The 17041-nt window shown below is 67.7% G+C and carries 18 protein-coding genes; 6 read left to right on the plus strand and 12 right to left on the minus strand.

The features are described from left to right. Positions 1-754: carbohydrate ABC transporter permease (locus ACESK8_RS07620; RefSeq protein WP_372968026.1), on the plus strand; the 754-nt coding region annotated here is incomplete at its 5' end. A gap of 78 nt (positions 755-832) precedes the next feature. Here the strand turns inward: ACESK8_RS07620 and ACESK8_RS07625 are convergent. The 3 genes from ACESK8_RS07625 to ACESK8_RS07635 form a co-directional block, all read right to left on the minus strand. Next, positions 833-1846 carry an aldo/keto reductase family protein gene (locus ACESK8_RS07625; RefSeq protein WP_060926316.1) on the minus strand — a complete coding sequence of 338 codons (1014 nt, stop codon included), beginning with the start codon at positions 1844-1846 and terminating at the stop codon, positions 833-835. Between the two features lie 78 nt (positions 1847-1924). Then, positions 1925-3574, minus strand: coding sequence for a DUF4407 domain-containing protein (locus ACESK8_RS07630; protein WP_372968027.1), 1650 nt, complete (start codon positions 3572-3574; stop codon positions 1925-1927). 87 nt (positions 3575-3661) lie between these two features. Then, positions 3662-4231: a TetR/AcrR family transcriptional regulator gene (locus ACESK8_RS07635; RefSeq protein WP_372968028.1), complete on the minus strand. Its 570-nt coding sequence runs from the start codon at positions 4229-4231 to the stop codon at positions 3662-3664. Positions 4232-4297: 66 nt separating this feature from the next. Between ACESK8_RS07635 and ACESK8_RS07640 the strand changes: the two genes are divergently transcribed. Continuing rightward, positions 4298-4948, plus strand: coding sequence for an NAD(P)H-dependent oxidoreductase (locus ACESK8_RS07640; protein WP_372968029.1), 651 nt, complete (start codon positions 4298-4300; stop codon positions 4946-4948). Here ACESK8_RS07640 and rlmN read toward each other — a convergent pair. Then, a complete protein-coding gene (gene rlmN, locus ACESK8_RS07645) occupies positions 4897-6186 on the minus strand; it encodes a 23S rRNA (adenine(2503)-C(2))-methyltransferase RlmN (protein ID WP_372968030.1) in 1290 nt (429 codons plus the stop codon). The two genes, ACESK8_RS07640 and rlmN, sit on opposite strands and share 52 nt — an antisense overlap. A 70-nt stretch (positions 6187-6256) precedes the next feature. Here rlmN and ACESK8_RS07650 point away from each other — a divergent pair, with 70 nt between their 5' ends. The 3 genes from ACESK8_RS07650 to ACESK8_RS07660 are packed head-to-tail and all read left to right on the plus strand — an operon-like array spanning position 6257 to position 8276. Then, the gene (locus ACESK8_RS07650) at positions 6257-6811 is read left to right on the plus strand and encodes a ribosomal protein L7/L12 (RefSeq protein ID WP_372968031.1); all 555 of its coding nucleotides are present in this window, start codon (positions 6257-6259) and stop codon (positions 6809-6811) included. Between the two features lie 52 nt (positions 6812-6863). Further along, complete coding sequence (locus tag ACESK8_RS07655) at positions 6864-7502, plus strand: bifunctional 4-hydroxy-2-oxoglutarate aldolase/2-dehydro-3-deoxy-phosphogluconate aldolase (protein WP_372968032.1); 639 nt, start codon at positions 6864-6866, stop codon at positions 7500-7502. 24 nt (positions 7503-7526) lie between these two features. Then, positions 7527-8276, plus strand: a complete 750-nt coding sequence (locus tag ACESK8_RS07660; RefSeq protein WP_372968033.1) for a sulfite exporter TauE/SafE family protein — start codon at positions 7527-7529, stop codon at positions 8274-8276. A 4-nt stretch (positions 8277-8280) separates the two neighbouring features. Here the strand turns inward: ACESK8_RS07660 and ACESK8_RS07665 are convergent, their stop codons facing one another. The 3 genes from ACESK8_RS07665 to ACESK8_RS07675 all read right to left on the minus strand — a co-directional run bounded on the left by ACESK8_RS07665 (position 8281) and on the right by ACESK8_RS07675 (position 10798). Continuing rightward, positions 8281-9114, minus strand: a complete 834-nt coding sequence (locus ACESK8_RS07665) for an SDR family oxidoreductase (RefSeq protein ID WP_372968034.1) — start codon at positions 9112-9114, stop codon at positions 8281-8283. A gap of 85 nt (positions 9115-9199) precedes the next feature. Next, positions 9200-9961 (minus strand): SDR family NAD(P)-dependent oxidoreductase, encoded by a 762-nt coding sequence (locus ACESK8_RS07670; protein ID WP_372968035.1) that lies wholly within the window; start codon positions 9959-9961, stop codon positions 9200-9202. A gap of 237 nt (positions 9962-10198) precedes the next feature. Then, a complete protein-coding gene (locus tag ACESK8_RS07675) occupies positions 10199-10798 on the minus strand; it encodes a hypothetical protein (protein WP_372968036.1) in 600 nt (199 codons plus the stop codon). Positions 10799-10938: 140 nt separating this feature from the next. Here ACESK8_RS07675 and ACESK8_RS07680 point away from each other — a divergent pair, with 140 nt between their 5' ends. Further along, a complete protein-coding gene (locus tag ACESK8_RS07680; protein ID WP_372968037.1) occupies positions 10939-11664 on the plus strand; it encodes a phosphotransferase in 726 nt (241 codons plus the stop codon). A gap of 924 nt (positions 11665-12588) precedes the next feature. On the opposite strand, the gene ACESK8_RS07685 is transcribed toward ACESK8_RS07680, so the two are convergent. The 5 genes from ACESK8_RS07685 to ACESK8_RS07705 all read right to left on the minus strand — a co-directional run bounded on the left by ACESK8_RS07685 (position 12589) and on the right by ACESK8_RS07705 (position 16987). Continuing rightward, positions 12589-13062 carry a hypothetical protein gene (locus ACESK8_RS07685; protein ID WP_372968038.1) on the minus strand — a complete coding sequence of 158 codons (474 nt, stop codon included), beginning with the start codon at positions 13060-13062 and terminating at the stop codon, positions 12589-12591. An 87-nt stretch (positions 13063-13149) separates the two neighbouring features. Further along, on the minus strand, positions 13150-13593 hold the full coding sequence (locus ACESK8_RS07690) for a hypothetical protein (RefSeq protein ID WP_372968039.1): 444 nt from the start codon (positions 13591-13593) through the stop codon (positions 13150-13152). Between the two features lie 39 nt (positions 13594-13632). Continuing rightward, complete coding sequence (locus ACESK8_RS07695; protein ID WP_372968040.1) at positions 13633-14388, minus strand: hypothetical protein; 756 nt, start codon at positions 14386-14388, stop codon at positions 13633-13635. A 138-nt stretch (positions 14389-14526) separates the two neighbouring features. After that, positions 14527-15840: a hemolysin family protein gene (locus ACESK8_RS07700; protein ID WP_372968041.1), complete on the minus strand. Its 1314-nt coding sequence runs from the start codon at positions 15838-15840 to the stop codon at positions 14527-14529. 94 nt (positions 15841-15934) lie between these two features. Continuing rightward, positions 15935-16987, minus strand: coding sequence for a TerC family protein (locus ACESK8_RS07705; RefSeq protein ID WP_372968042.1), 1053 nt, complete (start codon positions 16985-16987; stop codon positions 15935-15937). Positions 16988-17041 lie beyond the last annotated feature (54 nt).

Genomic DNA, 17041 nt, shown 5'->3' on the forward strand with positions numbered 1-17041 from the left:
GTACTGGATCGCGCTGACGTCGTTCAAGTCGCCGGGAACGATCAACTCCTTCCCGATCGAGTACTGGCCCAGCGAGCCGTCGCTCGACAACTACGTGAGCCTGTTCGAGCAGAGCTCGTTCGGGGTGTTCCTCGGCAACTCGGCGCTGGTGGCGACGATCGCCGGTGCGGTGGCGACGCTGATCGCGCTGCTCAGCGCCTATGTGATCGCGCGCTTCGAGTTCCGCGGCAAGGGCACGGTGCTGGTCGCCTTCCTGCTCACGCAGATGATCCCCGCGTTCATCGCGCTGGGTCCGCTGTACTCGATGATGACCGACCTCGGCCTGGTCGACACCAAGCCCGGTCTGATCCTGGTGTACATCGCGGTCTGCATCCCGTTCTCCACCGTTATGCTCCGGGGCTTCTTCGAGAACGTCCCCGACGCTCTCGAGGAGGCGGCGATGATCGACGGATGCTCCCGCTTCGGCGCCCTGTTCCGGGTGCTCGTGCCGGTGATGACCCCCGGCATCATCGCCGCGTTCATCTTCAACTTCGTGAACTGCTGGAACGAGCTGTTCCTCTCGGTCGTCCTGATGAACACGGATGAGAACCGCACGGTGCCCTCGGCGCTGAACGGGTTCATCTCGACCTTCAACATCGACTGGGGATCCATGTCGGCGGCCGCCGTGCTGACGATCCTGCCGACCATGGCGATGTTCGCTCTCGCGAGCCGCTGGATCGTGCAGGGTCTCACCGCCGGAGCCGTCAAGGAGTAGCGCATCCGGAGATGACGAAGGCCGCCGCCCCTCAGGGACGGCGGCCCTCGTCATGCATCCGTCAGACGCATGTATCCGTCAGACCAGGCGGGCCTTCGGGGAGACCGAGTACGTCGCCTCGGCGTCGGTGTTGACCGTGTCGCCCAGCGCCGTGTCGATCGCGGCGAGCGTGTCGGCGTCGAGCGTCACGCCCGAGGCCTTGACCGTCTCGGCGAGCTGCTCGGGGCGCGAGGCTCCGACCAGTGCCGCCGCGACGTTCGGGTTCTGCAGGACCCAGGCGATCGCCAGCTGCGGCATGGACAGTCCGGCCTCCTCGGCGATCGGCTTGAGCCTCTGCACGGCGGTGAGGATGTCATCCTGCAGGAAGCTCTTGATGAAGTCGGCGCCGCTGTGCGGATCGGTCGCGCGCGACCCCTCCGGCACCGGCTGACCCGGCAGGTACTTGCCCGACAGCACGCCCTGCGCCATCGGCGACCAGACGATCTGCGAGATGCCGAGGTCCTGCGACGTCGGCACGACCTTGCCCTCGATCACACGGTGGAGCATCGAGTACTGCGGCTGGTTCGAGATCAGCTGCACGCCGAGCTCCTTCGCCAGCGCGTGGCCGTCCTGCAGCTGCTCGGCGGTCCACTCCGAGACCCCGATGTAGAGGGCCTTGCCCTGACGGACGACATCGGCGAACGCCTGGAAGGTCTCCTCCAGCGGCGTCTCGTAGTCGAAGCGGTGCGCCTGGTACAGGTCGACGTAGTCGGTGCCGAGGCGCTTCAGCGATCCGTTGATCGACTCGAGGATGTGCTTGCGGCTGAGCCCGGTGTCGTTGGGCCCCTTGGGACCGGTCGGGAAGTAGACCTTGGTGAAGATCTCGAGGCCCTCGCGGCGCTGACCCTCGAGCGCCTTGCCGAGCACGACCTCCGCCGCGGTGTTCGCGTACGTGTCGGCCGTGTCGAACGTGGTGATGCCGGCGTCGAGCGCCGCATGCACGGTCTTGACGGCCGCGTCGTCTTCGACCTGTGATGCGTGGGTGACCCAGTTGCCGTAGGTGATCTCAGAGACCTTGAGACCGCTGTTGCCGAGATAGCGATAGTTGACCATGGAACAACGCTACCGGCCGTCGACGACGTCGGGGCCTGATCGCCGTGACCGGTCTCAGACTGCGTGTCCGCAGGGGTCTCAGACGCGCGGTTCGACCAGCTGCTCCTGCTCCTCGAGCGTCTGCGCCTGCGCGCGCTTCTCGGCGAGCTCGCGCTCCTGGGCAGCTTCCCGCTGCTCGGCGGCCTGCGCCGCCTCCTTGCGCTCGGCGCGGGTCTGCGGCTCGCCGGACCCGGCATCCGCCTGGATGCCCTGCGATTGCACGCTCACGATCGCCGCGCGGTCGCGGAAGCCCTCCGCGGTGACCTTGTCGAGCGCGACCTGGCGACGGATCGCCGCGGCCTTCTCGTACAGCGACGGGTCGCCGAAGGAGGTGAGCACCTTCACCAGGACCGGCAGCAGCTCGATCATGAAGAACAGCGCGGCGATGAGGATGTGCGCCCACAGGATCGTCGGCTCCTTCTCGCTGAGCCTGTTCAGCCCGCTGATCTGGCTCAGCAGCCCGATGGCGCCCGCGTTGCCGGAGGCGACGGATTCGGCGCGCGCGTTGTACGCCGCGAGCGCGGTGTCGTAGCTGTCGCGGGCTGCGGGCAGCTGCGACTTCGCCTCCTCGCGGTTCTGCGCCTCCGAGGTGCTCGTGTTCTCCTTCGCGGCGCTGCCGGCGTCGGCGAGCTCCTCGTTGGCGGTGCGCAGCTGGGCGGCGAGCGCGTCGTAGGTCTGCTGCGCCTCGGCCAGCTGCGCCTTCGCGGCATCGGAGCTCGCGCCCTCACCGTTGACGCCGGTGCATCCGGGCACGGTTCCCGCACCCTCTCCGGTGAGCTCGCACTGATAGAGCGTGCGCGCCTGGTCGATCACGGCCTGCTGATCGGTCATCTTCGCGGTCAGATCGTCGACCGTGGCCTGAGCGGCGGACTCGCTGGCCGACGACGAGTCGGTGCCCGCGACGATGCCTGTCGCGGCCTGGTTCTCGAGCTCGGCCACGCGATCGGATGCTGCATCCAGCGCCTTCTTCTCCGGACCGGTCTCGAGCGCATCCTGGTCGGCCTGCGCCTGGGTGATGTTGGTGGAGGCGACCTCGCGGGCGATGTCGTTGTGGAAGATCTGCAGCACGAGCGGCTCTGCGACGACGAATCCGATGATCGCCGCCATCACGACTCGGGGGATCGCGAGGCCGATCAGCTTCCAGACGTTGCGCGTCGACGTCATCGTCGAGGTGAGGAAGCGGTCGAGGTTGAAGATGATCAGCGCCCAGACGATCGCCAGCGGCACGGCGAGCCAGATCACGGCCTGCACGCCGGTGGTCAGCGCGAACAGCATCGAGATCGCCGAGACGAGGGCGGTGCCGGCGAGCACGAAGAACATCTGCACGAACCGCGGCGTCTCGCCGGGCACGCGGTCGAGGATCTCGCCGTCCGCACCGCCGAGGATCGCGAGACGCCGGAACCCGGACCCCGGCACGCGGGGCTTCCGCTCGCGTGGCTGCCGGCGGGGCTTCGGTTCGCGCCGGGGCTCCTGCTCCGCGGACGACTGTGAGGATGCGGCGGCATCCGCGTCCGGCTCGTCGTCGGACATCCGCCGCTCGTCCTGCGCACGCGGCGGAGTCAGGTCGGCGCCGGTGGGCTCGTACTCGCGCAGGAAGTCGAGGTCGTCCGTGTCAGCGTTCGGGTCGCTGTCGAGGATGATCCGACCCTGCGAATCGAACCGTCCTGGACGGTGAGCGGAATAGGGCATCCCGACAATCTACGAAATGTCGCCTGTGGAAAACGTGGACGAACGCTGTGTCCTTGCCTGTCACAGCGCTCGGCCACGGCGGCGAGATCAGCGCGGGAGCATGCGCGTGAGCGCATCGGCACTCGCGGCGAGCGCGGCGTCGAGCGTGAAATGGCCGGCGGCGCACAGCGTCCCGAGACCGTGCACGAGACCCCAGACGCCGATGACGCCGGTGCCGCCGTCGAGTCCCGCCGCGACGGATGCCTCCGACAGCAGCTCCTCGAGTTCGTCGATCAGCGGCGCCATGGTCTCGCTCGGCTCCCCCGGGATGCACACGGTGGGGTCGTAGATGACGTCGAAGCCGTGCGGATGCTCGACCGCGTAGCGGATGTACGCACCGCCGCCCTCGATCACCGCGGCACGAGGGTCGCCCGCACCCTCGATCGCCTCGCGGACGGCAGCGACGAGGTCGGCCATGCTGCGCTCGGCGAGCACCTTGAGCAGCCCGCGCCGGTCGGAGAAGTGGTGGTACGGGGCGTTGTGGCTGACATCCGCCGCGCGGGCGACTTCGCGCAGGCTGATCTCCCCCGCGGGCTTCTCGACGAGCAGCTGCATCGCGGCCGCCTCGAGAGCGTGGGCGAGGTCGCCGTGGTGATAGCCGGATCGAGAACTTGACACAAGCAACATTGTTGCCTATCTTGACAGTGTCCACCACTACTTGACACTGTCAACATAGGAGTTCGAATGCCTTCCGCCCTGATCATCGACGGCCACCCCGACGCCCGCTCGCTCTCCGCAGAGCTCGCTCGTCGCTATGCCGCAGCGCACGGCGATGCCCGCATCCTCGCGCTGCGCGACCTCGACTTCGACCCGTCGCTGCGCTTCGGGTACCGCGAGCGCATGGAGCTGGAGCCCGATCTGATCGACGCCAAGCAGGCGCTGCGGGAGGCGGCGACCGTCGTGGTCGTCACGCCGCTCTGGTGGGGATCGGTGCCGGCCGTGCTGAAGGGCTTCTTCGATCGCGCGCTGCTCCCCCAGCAGGAGTACCGCTACTCGAAGGCCGGGCTCCCCGAGGGACTTCTCACCGCGGCGAACGGACGCCTGTTCCTCCTGGCGGACACCCCGTGGTTCCTCACCCCGTTCACGGGGCTGCCGGCCCAGACGCACGTGGCGCGCGGGACGCTGCGATTCTGCGGCATCCGCTCGGTGCGCACGACCCGGATGCTGGGCGTCAAGGACGCGAAGCCCGAGCGCATCGCCTCGTGGCTCGCTCGCGCCGAATCACTCGGTCACCGCGACGGCGTCCGTGACGCCGCCCGCACCGGCATCAGCGACCGCGAGCCTCAGGCCATCGCGGCGGAGGCTGCCTCGTCCTCGGTCGTCGCGACGAGCTGACCGCACGCGCCGTCGATCTCCTTGCCCCGGGTGTCGCGGAGGGTCGTCGGGATGCCGGCGTCGTTGAGCCGGCGCACGAACTCGTTCTGCACCGACGGCTCGGACGAGGTCCAGATCGAACCCGGCGTCGGGTTCAGCGGGATCGGGTTGACGTGCACCCAGCCGCGACCGCGCTCGTTGAGCTTCTCGGCGAGCAGATCGGCACGCCAGGCGTGGTCGTTCATGTCCTTGATCAGCGCATACTCGATCGAGACACGGCGGCCGGTCTTCTCGTAGTAGTACCGCGCGGCGTCGAGCGCCTCGTCGACCTTCCAGCGGGAGTTCACCGGGATGAGCTCGTCGCGCAGGTGGTCGTCAGGCGCGTGCAGCGACAGCGCGAAGGTCACCGGGATGCCCTCGTCGGCGAGCTTCTTGATCGCCGGCACCAGTCCGACCGTCGAGACCGTGATGCCGCGAGCGCTCATCCCGAGGCCGTCGGGCTGCGGGGCGACCATCGAGCGCACGGCATCCATGACGCGCTTGTAGTTGGCCAGCGGCTCGCCCATGCCCATGAAGACGATGTTCGAGACGCGCTCCATCGAGTGGTCGTCGGCCTTCTTGCCGCCGAGGCCGCCGTCGGCGATCAGTCGGTTGGCGCGGACGATCTGCTCGATGATCTCGGCCGTCGACATGTTGCGGGTCAGCCCCGCCTGGCCGGTGGCGCAGAACGGGCAGTTCATGCCGCATCCGGCCTGCGATGAGACGCACAGCGTGATGCGCCCCGGGTAGCGCATGAGCACCGACTCGACGAGCGCGCCGTCGTGCAGGCGCCACAGGAACTTGATCGTGTCGCCGCGGTCGGTCTCCAGGCGCCGGACCTCGGTGAGCAGGGGCGGCAGCATTCCGGCGACGAGCTGCTCGCGGGTGTCGGCCGGAAGGTCGGTCATCTCGGCCGGATCCGACGTGTAGTGCCGGAAGTAGTGCGTGGAGAGCTGCTTCGCGCGGAACCCGGGGAGCCCGAGCTCCTTGACCTTCTCGATGCGCTCGGCGGGAGTCAGGTCGGCGAGGTGCACCGGCGGCTTGCCGCGCTTGGGGCTCGCGAACTGCAGCAGCGGCCGCCCCTCGGAATCCTTCTGCTGCGTCCAGCCCTCGGTCGCCGGGCGCACCTGTGGCGTGCCGGTGGAGCGGACGGCCCCCGAACGGGACGACGCGGGTGCCGTGGCGGGGCGCGTCTCGCGCGTGCGGGGAGTCTCGGTCATACCTCCAGGGTACGCGGTGCCGGGTGGGAAGGCCCTGGGGCACGGGGCGCCGCGTGCCTAGACTGACCGCATGGACATCATCATCGCTGTCGGCGCAGTCATCGCAGCTGTCGTCGTGGGCGTGGTGATCATCGGCGCCGCTCTGCGATCGATGCGCCCGAAGGCTCCGGAGCCGCACGTCTTCACTCCGTCGCCGACGATGGCGCGCTCGGTGGCATCCACGTCGACCTCGACGGCCTCGGCGTCGCAGCTCACCCCCTCGGCGATCGCTGAGGTCGATCGACTCGTGGCGGCCGGCCAGAAGATCCAGGCCATCAAGCTGTACCGCCAGCACACCGGCGCGCGACTGCAGGAGGCGAAGGATCGGATCGACCACTGGTCGGTCAGCACGACCGCCCCGCACCTCGCCGCCGTCTCGCACGCCGCCGCGGCCTCCTCGTCGATCACCGCCACACCCTCGTCGGTGCGTGGCGCGCTGCCCGCGTCGGTGGTCTCCGAGGTCGACCGGCTGATCGCCGGGGACCAGAAGATCCACGCGATCAAGCTCGTGCGCGAGCACACCGGCTTCGGCCTCAAGCAGGCGAAGGACATCGTCGAGGCCTGGCCCGGCCCCCGCCGGTTGTAATGACAGGATGCGGTCGGGGAGAATGGAGCGGTCCCCCACCGAAGGAGCCCCGATGCCCGACCGTCTCTCGCGCGCCCGAGCCACCGGCGTCCTCGCCGTCCTCCGCGCACCGTCGCCCGAGGTCGCCCTCGAGGCATCCGAGGCGATCATCCGCGGTGGGGTGACCGGAATCGAGGTCACGTTCTCGACGCCCGACGCGCCTGCGGTGATCCGTGAGCTGATCGCCCGGCACGGCGACTCCGCCTACATCGGGGCCGGCACCGTCACGAACCCCGAGCAGGCCGCTCTCGCCGCGGACGCCGGCGCCGAGTTCCTCGTCAGCCCCGGCACCCTTCCCGCCCTGACCCGCGCGATGCTCGACACCGGCCGCGTGGTGATGACCGGCGCGATGACGCCCACCGAGGTGATGGGCGCGCTCGAGCTCGGCGTCGACGTCGTCAAGATCTTCCCCGCCTCGCTCGGCGGCCCCTCGTATCTCGGCGCGCTCCGCGGTCCCTTCCCCGATGCGCCGCTGATGCCGACCGGCGGCGTGACACCCGACAACGTCTCCGACTGGTTCCGCGCCGGCGCCGTCGCTGTCGGCGCAGGCGGCGACCTCGCGAACGGCGCGTCCCTCGCGGCATCCGACTGGGCCGACATCGAGAAGCGCTCGGCCCGGTTCGCCGCCGCGCTCGCCTCCGCCCGCTCGTGAGCCTGCGAGCGCGGTGAGGGCTCGGTGATCGACCTCGCACCCCTCGCCTGGGCGGCGCTCGGCCTCGCCGCCGTCACGATCGGCATCTCGAAGACGGCTCTGCCCGGCGGCAGCATCCTCGCGATCGCGCTGTTCGCGACCGTGCTGCCCGCCCGCACGTCGACCGCCGCGATGCTGCTGCTGCTCATCGTCGGCGACGTGTTCGCGCTGATCACCTATCGGCGTCACGCGCATTGGCCGACCTTGCTGCGCCTCGCGCCCGCCGTGCTGGCCGGCCTTCTCGCCGGTTTCGCCTTCCTCGCGCTCGCCGGTGACGGCATCGTACGCCGGGCGATCGGCGTCATCCTGCTCGCGATGATCGCCGTCACACTGTGGCGGCGCTGGCGGCAGAATCGCGCGGATGCCACGGCTCCCGCGCCCGGCGGCCTCGTGCTCTCGGGTGTCTACGGCACGCTGGGCGGGTTCACCACGATGGTCGCGAACGCCGGCGGCCCGGTCATGTCGATGTACTTCCTCGCGACCCGCACGCCCGTGCAGGTGTTCCTCGGCACCTCGGCGTGGTTCTTCGCGGTCATCAACCTCGTGAAGATCCCGTTCCTCGCCGGCCTCGGCCTGTTCGAGGGGCAGGTGCTGCTGATGGATGCCGTGCTGGCGCCGCTCGTCGTGATCGGCGCCCTCGCCGGCATCCGACTGGCGAAGCGGATGGACCAGGTGCTGTTCGACCGCATCGTGATCGTGCTGACGATCGCCGGTGCGGTGTACCTGCTGTTCTGACGCCTCAGTCCAGGAAGATGTCGGGGAACAGACGGTCGTCGGGGGTTCCCGGCACCGCGGCGTAGGCCGAGAAGTCGGTCACACCGTCGGCTTCGAGCACGTCCTCGACGATCAGTGTCTGACCGGTGTACTCGGCAGCGGGCTTGAGCAGCACCGCGTACGCGGCATCCGCGTAGATGTCCGGGGTGCGGCTCGCCGCCATGACCCTGTCTCCGCCGAGCAGGTTCTGCACCGCCGCGGTCGCGATCGTCGTACGCGGCCAGAGCGTGTTGGCAGCGATCCCGTCGCGGCCGAACTCCGCCGCGAGGCCGAGCGTGACCATCGTCATGCCGAACTTCGCGAGGGTGTAGCCGGTGTGGGCGCCGAGCCACTTCGGGCTCGGGTTCAGCGGCGGCGACAACGACAGGATGTGCGGGTTCCCGGCATCCTTGAGGATCGGGACGGCCGCGCGCGACAGCATGAACGTGCCGCGGACGTTCACGTCCTGCATCAGGTCGTACTTCTTCGCGCCGAGGTCGAGCGAGCGCGAGAGGTCGATGACGCTGGCGTTGTTGATGACGATGTCGATGCCACCGAACTCGCCCTGCGTCTTGAGCACGGCCTCGGTGATGTCGTCGTCATCGCGCACGTCGCCCACGATCGGGAGCGCCTGACCGCCGGCCGCCCGGATCTGCTCCGCCGCAGAGTGCACAGTGCCTTCGAGCTTCGGATGCGGGGTGTCGGTCTTCGCGAGCATCGCGATGTTCGCCCCGTCGGCGGCCGCGCGCAACGCGATCGCGAGGCCGATGCCACGGCTTCCGCCGGACATGAGGATGGTCTTGCCTGCCAGTGTGCTCATCAGCCACCTTCTCGTTTCGAATCGCGTGGGGTGCGGTGTGTCCGGGTCGAATCGGGTCGGGTGCGCGATTCGAACGCCGGTCGGATCACTTCGGGGCCATGCGGATCGCGCCGTCGAGGCGGATCGTCTCGCCATTGAGGTAGCTGTTCTCGACGATCTGCCGCACGAGCGAGGCGTACTCGTCCGGACGGCCGAGCCGCGAGGGGAACGGCACCTGCTGGCCGAGAGAATCCTGCGCCGCCTGCGGCAGCCCCATGAGCATGGGGGTCTCCATGATCCCGGGCGCGATCGTGCAGACGCGGATGCCGTAGCGCGCGAGTTCGCGCGCGACCGGCAGCGTCATGGCGTGCACGCCGCCCTTGGATGCGGAGTAGGCGGGCTGGCCGATCTGACCGTCGAACGCGGCCACACTGGCGGTGTTCACGATGACGCCGCGATCACCGCTCTCGGTGGCGTCGTTCTTCGCGATGACTGCGGATGCCTGCGACAGGACGTTGAAGGTGCCGACCAGGTTGATGCGAACGATGCGCTCGAAGTCGGCGAGCACTGCCGGGTTGCCCTCCCGGTCGAGCACCTTGGCCGGAGGGGCGATGCCGGCGCAGTTCACGACGATGCGCAGAGGGGCGGTGTTCTGAGCGGCGGCGACGGCCGCCGCGGCATCCTCCGCGCTCGTGACGTCACCGCCGGCGAACACTCCGCCGAGTTCGTCGGCGATCTCCGCACCTGCCGACGAGGGCAGGTCGAGGATCGTGACCACGGCGCCCGCGGCGGCGAGCGTGCGAGCGGTGGCGAGGCCCAGCCCGGACGCACCGCCCGTGATGAGAGCACTCGAGCCCTGGATCTGCATGCGGTTCTCCTTCGAAACGTGTGCGACTCAGTGTCAGCCTAGCTGATTCCCAGTCCCAATCGCCTCACGGGAGACGCCGGGGAGCGACGGCGGAATCGACTCCGAGCCTACGCCGTGCGCGACGGAGAGGAAGGGCCCCCACCGTTCTCGCGAACCGTCGCAACAGCGCATCCGGCGCACGCACGACGAAGGGAGAGGATCCCCACGACCCTCCCCCTTCGTCGCGACTCGGTGCGATCACACCTCGATCTGCGCGGCGATGCCCTTCAGCTTGTGGCGGGCGAGCGCGAGGTTCGCCGCAGCGCGGTTGAGCACGAGGTAGATGAACAGGCCACCCGCCCGCTGCGCGTCGAGCACGTTGATCAGGTGGTACTGCGTGCTCAGGCTGATCAGGATGTCGTCGATGTCGTCGGTGACTCCGAGGTCGCGCATGGTGGCGAGCTTCGCCCGCACGACGTTCGAATTGCCCGCCGCGGCGACACCGAGATCGAACGAGGGGTTTCCGCCCTGAGCGAGAGCCATCCCGCTCCCGTAGTCGACGATCGCGGCGCCCGTTGCGCCTTCGATGGCCAGCAGCTGCTGCAGGACGTCGTCCAGTGAACTCATGTCGTCGTGCTCCTTCATGGTCGTGCGTGCGTTCACGACAGCGTCGGAGATGACCGAGGCTCGGTCGTCGTCGGCGCTGATCCATTCGACGAACCGGTCGAGGTCTCCCTCATCCGGCTCTGCCGAGGAGATCGCCGGCGCTTTGGGCAGGGTCGTCGAAGCGGGCGCCGCTGCGGCGTCGGCATCGCTGCCTTGCCTCCGCCACCACTGTGACCGAACTGAAGCGCGCACGAAGACCTCGGTCTCGAGAAGGAGTGTGTGACGCGGTCGCCGACGGCGACCGCGTCCGACACTAACCGCGTGCGCCCCGCGCGAACCGGGAGAATACATGCATATCGATATACGTTCGCGGGACGCGAGAGGATTGAAGAATGAGCATCCCGTCCGCGGCCGTCGAGATCCCTGCCGCCGTGCGCGCGCTCGCGGGTGATGCCGAGCTCGCTCCGGTCTGGCTCAACGGCATCGGCGGACTCACGTTCCGCACGGATGACGGCCGCTTCATCAAGTGGGGTCCGCACGACGCCGAGGCGAACATGCGCGATGAGGCAGAGCGGATGCGCTGGGCGCGCCGGTGGATCGCGGTTCCCGAGGTCCTCGATCAGGGACAGGATGCCACGCACGAGTGGCTCGTCACTGCGGCGATCCCGGGGCGCAGTGCCGTGGATCCGCGCTGGAGCGACGACCCCGCGACAGCGGTGCGCGCCGTCGGCGCGGCCCTGAGGAGCATGCACGACGCGCTGCCCGTCGACGCATGCCCGTGGACCTGGGACCCCGAGTGGCGGATCGTGAACGCCGCCGAGCGTGGCGTCATCGTGCCCGCCGATCTGCGCACGCCGCCACCCGTCGACCGGCTCGTCGTCTGTCACGGCGACGCCTGCATGCCCAACACGCTGCTCGACGACGATGACCGCGCGGTCGCGCATGTCGATCTCGCCGCCCTCGGTGTCGCCGACCGCTGGGCCGACATCGCCGTCGCGTCGATGAGTACGGAGTGGAACTTCGGCCCTGGATGGGAGGACGCGCTCATCGAGGCCTACGGCATCGAGCCCGATCGCAAACGCCTCGAGTACTACCGCCGTCTCTGGAACGAGACCTGAGTCAGACCGTTGCTATAGACGCCGCGATCAACCACATTCACCAAGTGGGCGTTCGATTCGGCTGAACTCGACAAGACGTGGATGCTGGTTGGACATGTCCGAGCTGCCAGCGCCGCTCGACGACATCTCTAGATGAAGATCGACATGTAGCGCAGCATCACGACGTCTCCCACCATCGAATCGGTCCTCGCCGGGCCTTGAGTGGCTCCTCCCAAGGAGTCGGAACGAACCGTGGTGGGTAGATGGGTCGGGAGGTTTAGCGGTCTAAGAGCACGGGCTCCCTCTCGCCGTCTTGCTTGACAATTCGTCTCTGCTCAACGATTCCCCCTACACCGATGATCGCCCCTGCAAGGACCAACCACGACGCAGAGATTACCCCTGAGCCCGGAACAGCATCTGCCGTATCCCACGTGCCGATCCCGGGGTCGAAGGCCGGATGGGCCGCCACGAGCAAAAGCACTGTTGCAGCGAGAGACGCCCAGCGGCCCGCCCGCGACAAAGCACCGACGATCGCGAGCCCGACGCCCGCTGCCCAGAATCCGAAGCGGTCGGCCAGTGAGCGCGAGCGCTCATGGCGTCACGGCACTGCTCGGAGACGGCGGACTCGAAGCAGGGCTGCCATATCTGAACACTGAGGATGATCCCTGTAGCCCCCAGAGCAATCAAGCCCAAAGCCGCGAGCCGGTTGAACATGCCGCGAGCTTAGCCCTACGCCGACACGCAACCAGTATTCAGTTGCGCGTCAAATGTACTCACCTTTGGACTTGCGCTATCACCTGTCATGCCGCCGATACAGAGTCAGCAGCGGGAGGCTACTCGACGCAATCCCGGGAGCAGCACCCCGCCTCTGGAACGAGGCCTAAGTCAGCCGTTCGTGACAGCTCTGCCGGTCAAGCCGACACCTCGCACGCAATCTGCCCGACCCTACAGAAGCCCGACACCGACGAGGATGACGGCGACCGCAACGCCGTATGTGAGGACATACTCGACGATCACTCGCCGGCGCTCCGGTGGCAACTTCGGCAGACGTTCTTCTACAGTCTCGGGACTTGTCGACGAGTGTTGACCGCTGATGTCGTCGTAGTTCTCAAGAGCCTCATCTTCGCGTCCCACGCGCACGCGGCCGACTATCAGCCGAACCGCCGCGGTCAATGCCAGAGCAACGCCGGTCGCGACGACCAAGACTCCGGGAACCTTCCAGTCATCGTCCGGGAGGCACTTCTGCGCCCACCCCAGCAGCCAATTCCCGCTGACAAGCAAAGCCGCCACGCCGGCGACACCGGCGACCCAAAGAGGCATCGCGTTCGCAAGGCTCCTCCGGAAGCCGCCGTCATCTCGGTAGACGGCGCGCATAAGCAGTATCAACCAGGAGTTGAGAACGGTTGCAGCGATCCCCATCCCGAAGCCTAGAAGGTACGAAAACCCCGAGGGGATACAACTCGAATCCACCATCACATCACCAGCAGTAGTTGAACATGATGAAGGTCAGCGAGGATTCAGACCGAGCGCCTCGCGCATCCGCCTCGCAAGACGGAGTATCGCGTTTCGACGTCCGACAGTAGCCGGGAGATGCACGAGACGCCCGTCGGCGAGCTCGAGCTCGATCATGCGAATGGCCCCCGCGATCGGCAACCACCCGACCCCTGCACCACCCATCCCGAAATACCGCTGCTTGTTCACCGCCAGGACCTCACCGTCGCGGAAGCGGTAGGCGCGAAACCACGAGGATACGACCACCAGACCGGGCTCGACCGATACGCCGAGGAAGAGCGATCGAATGAAGGCCACCGCGGCGAAGGCATACACAGGCACACCGATCCACCAAACAGAAGATCCCCCACTCAACACGAAGATGAGCCCACTCCAGGCGGTACCCCACGCAAGGCTGCCCACTCGAGCCCCCACCGCAGGAATCTTCACCGTCTCCACATGCGCCCGATCTTCTCCATCGATTGAGCCCTGCCCGAATCAGGGATCCAGGTCAGGGAACTCGGACAAGTCTCCCATCCGCCGCGCAACAGCGAGATAGTGGCGTGCTTCCGCCACCCGATCGTGGCGGTAGTGCAGAACGGCCAGATTGTATGCGCTGTGCGCGTCGCCCGACTGGATTCCCTTCATGTACGCGGTCTGCGCACCTTCAGAATCGTCCAGGTCATCGTCGAGGATGTTCCCCAGCAGCAACGCGGAGCCGAATACTCCTGACTCGGTGAGCGCTCGGAGAATTGTCACCGCTTCGCCCTGCGAGCCTCGGTGCAGGAGGATCATCGCATGATCGAGACCGAACTCTTCGTACTCGGCAGCCCCCTCACGCAATAGCTCCTCGACCGCTGCGCTCTGGTCTCCCAGAGCGAATAGCGACTTGCCAAGAAGGCCCGAGACCTTCGCCTGATCGCCCTTTCTGCTCGCTCGGGAGGACTGCAGCACGGTGATGGCATCCTCGTAGGCACCCATCCATACCAGCGCATCACCCAGCGCCGCCTCGGCCTCGCGAGAACCTCGGCGTGCTGCTTCTCGAAAGATCTCCAGCGCCAGGAGCTCCTGACCATCCTCGCTCCACAGACGTGCGCCGACCTCGAAGATCGCGTACTCGAGCGACGCAGCCTCGCGGACGGCAGCCATCGCTTCCGCAGCGGCGCTAGCTCTTCCGGCGAGGAGTGCTTCGAGCACCGGCGCAGACCCTGCTCCGGTACGCAACGACCTGATTTCATTCACCAGGTCTCGCATCACATCACTGTCTCGCATCACGCCATCCGGTCGTAGCGCACGACACTGTGCCATCCGCTCGATCCGAAAGTACACGCCGGCGGCTGCTTCCTCGCGAACGCCTCGAGTACTACCGCCGTCTCCGGAACGAGACCTGAGTCAGCCGTTCACGACGGATCCGTCGCTCCCGGCGACATCCGCGCGGGCCTCCTCGTGCACGACCACCCGGATCTCCGCGATGCGGCGGCGATCCACCGCGGTCACGCGAAGGGTCGCACCGGGCACCTCGACAGAGTCGCCGACCACCGCGAGGCGGCCGAGCATCTCCGTGACGAACCCCGCGACCGTGTCCGACGCCCCGCGAGGCAGAGCGATGCCGGTGATCTCGGCGAAGTCCTGCAGGTTGAGGCGGCCGTCGAGTGCGCCGCCGGCGTCCGGCATCCGGTCCTCCGTGTCGTACTCGTCGAAGATCTCGCCGACGACCTCCTCGACGAGATCCTCGAGGGTCACGATCCCGTCGGTGCCGCCGTACTCATCGACCACGACGGCGATCTGGTGGCCGGCGGCCCGCATGCGGGTGAGGGTCGGCAGGACACCCGCCGTCGACGGCACGTACTCGACCGGGCGCATGAGTCCCGAGACCCGGCGCGTCGCATCATCCGCCGCCGCCTCGAACAGGTCGCGCACGTGCACGAAGCCGACGATGTCGTCGAGTGACGCGTCGATCACCGGGTACCGCGAGAACGGCAGCTCCCTCACGTGCGTGATGGCCTCGGCGAGCGTCGCCGCCCCGTCGAGCGCGACGACCTCCGGACGCGGACGCATGACCTCGCTGACCTGACGTCCGCGCAGCGACAGGACGTCGTCGAGGATGCGACGCTCGTCGTCGGGGAGACTCTGATGCGTCGCCACGATGTCGCGCAGCTCCTCCTCGCTGAGTTCGTCCGCCGCCTTGTGCGGGTCGCCGCCGAGCAGGCGCACCACTGCGTTCGTCGACACCGAGAGCAGCCAGATCACCGGGCGCATGATCGTCGCGAAGCCGTCGAGCACCGGCGCGACCGCGTACGCGAACTGCGCATTGCGCTGGATCGCCAGCCGCTTGGGCACCAGCTCGCCGAGCACCAGCGACAGATACGCGATCACGAGGGTCAGCAGCACGGTCGCCAGGGTCATGGCGAGTGGCGGCGCCATGCCGAATCCCTCCAGCAGCGGAGCGACCGACGGGGCGATCGAGGTCGCACCGTACGCGGCCGAGGCGAAGCCGGCGACCGTCACACCGATCTGCACCGCCGAGAGGAAGGTGTTCGGGTTGCGAGCGAGGCTCGCGACCTTCTCCCCTCGCCGCCCACGAGCGGCGATCGCGTTGATCTGACTCTCGCGCAGAGTGACGAGGGCCATCTCCGTGGCCGCGAACACGCCGCCCACCAGGACGAAGACGAACACCAGGGCGATGTTCACCGCGAGGTCGCCCATCAGCGGGTCACCTCACGAGGTGCGGGGGCGCCCGAGGTCATTCGGGCGCCGGGTCTGTCGGGGTCTGCGGACGCGTCGGAGCGGCGCGATTGGTTCACGAGTGTTCCTTCTGGGTTTCCGTGGTGCGGGTGTCGGTGGTGAGGGTGCCGGAGGAGGGAGCAGCGGGGTCGAGCGCATCGCGCTTGTCGTCGCGTCGCGTCTTCATCAGGCTCGCGACGGTGGCCACCGCGATGGTGGCGCCGATGAACACGAGCGAGAACCAGATCGGGATCTCGGGCACCCACATCAGCGGCTCGCCACCGTTGATGAACGACAGCTCGTTCACGTGCAGGGCGTGCATCACGAGCTTCACGCCGATGAAGGCGAGGATGACCGCGAGCCCCTGGGCGAGGTAGACGAGGCGCTGCAGCAGTCCGCCGATGAGGAAGTACAGCTGGCGCAGCCCCATGAGCGCGAAGGCGTTGGCGGTGAAGACGATGTAGGCCTCTTCGGTCAGACCGTAGATCGCGGGGATCGAGTCGACGGCGAAGATCAGGTCGACGAAGCCGATGGCGATGATCACGAGGAACATCGGCGTGAAGTATCTCTTGCCGTCACGGGCGACCGTGAGCCGGTCTCCGTTGTACTCGTCGCTGACCGGGAGGATGCGGCGCACGAAGCGCATGAATCGACCGTTCGCCGGGTCGGACTCGCCGTGCGCGAAGGCCTGGCGGTAGGCGAGGAACAGCAGCAGGGCGCCGAACAGGTAGAAGATCCAGGAGAAGTTCTCGATCAGCGTGGCACCGAGGGCGATAAACCCTCCGCGCATGATCAGCGCGATCACGATGCCGATCATCAGCACCTTCTGCTGATAGATCCTCGGCACCGCGAATCCGGTCATCACGATGAGGAACACGAAGAGGTTGTCGATCGACAGCGCCTTCTCGGTGAGGTAGCCGGCGAAGTACTCACCGCCGTACGTCCATCCGGACACGGCGCCGATGCCCACACCGAACAGCAGCGCCAGGCCGATGTAGAACGCCGACCAGCGGGCGGACTCCCCGATGGTGGGTTCGTGGGGCTTGCGGACGTGGACGAAGAACTCGTACACGAAGAAGGCGATCGTGACGGCGATCGTGATGATCCACACGAGAGGGGTGATGTTCACAAGGGACTCCGAGACATGGCGTGACAGAAGGTCGACGCCAAGGTCTTCTCCATC

This window comes from Microbacterium sp., from assembly GCF_041641055.1.
Classification (GTDB): Bacteria; Actinomycetota; Actinomycetes; order Actinomycetales; family Microbacteriaceae; genus Microbacterium.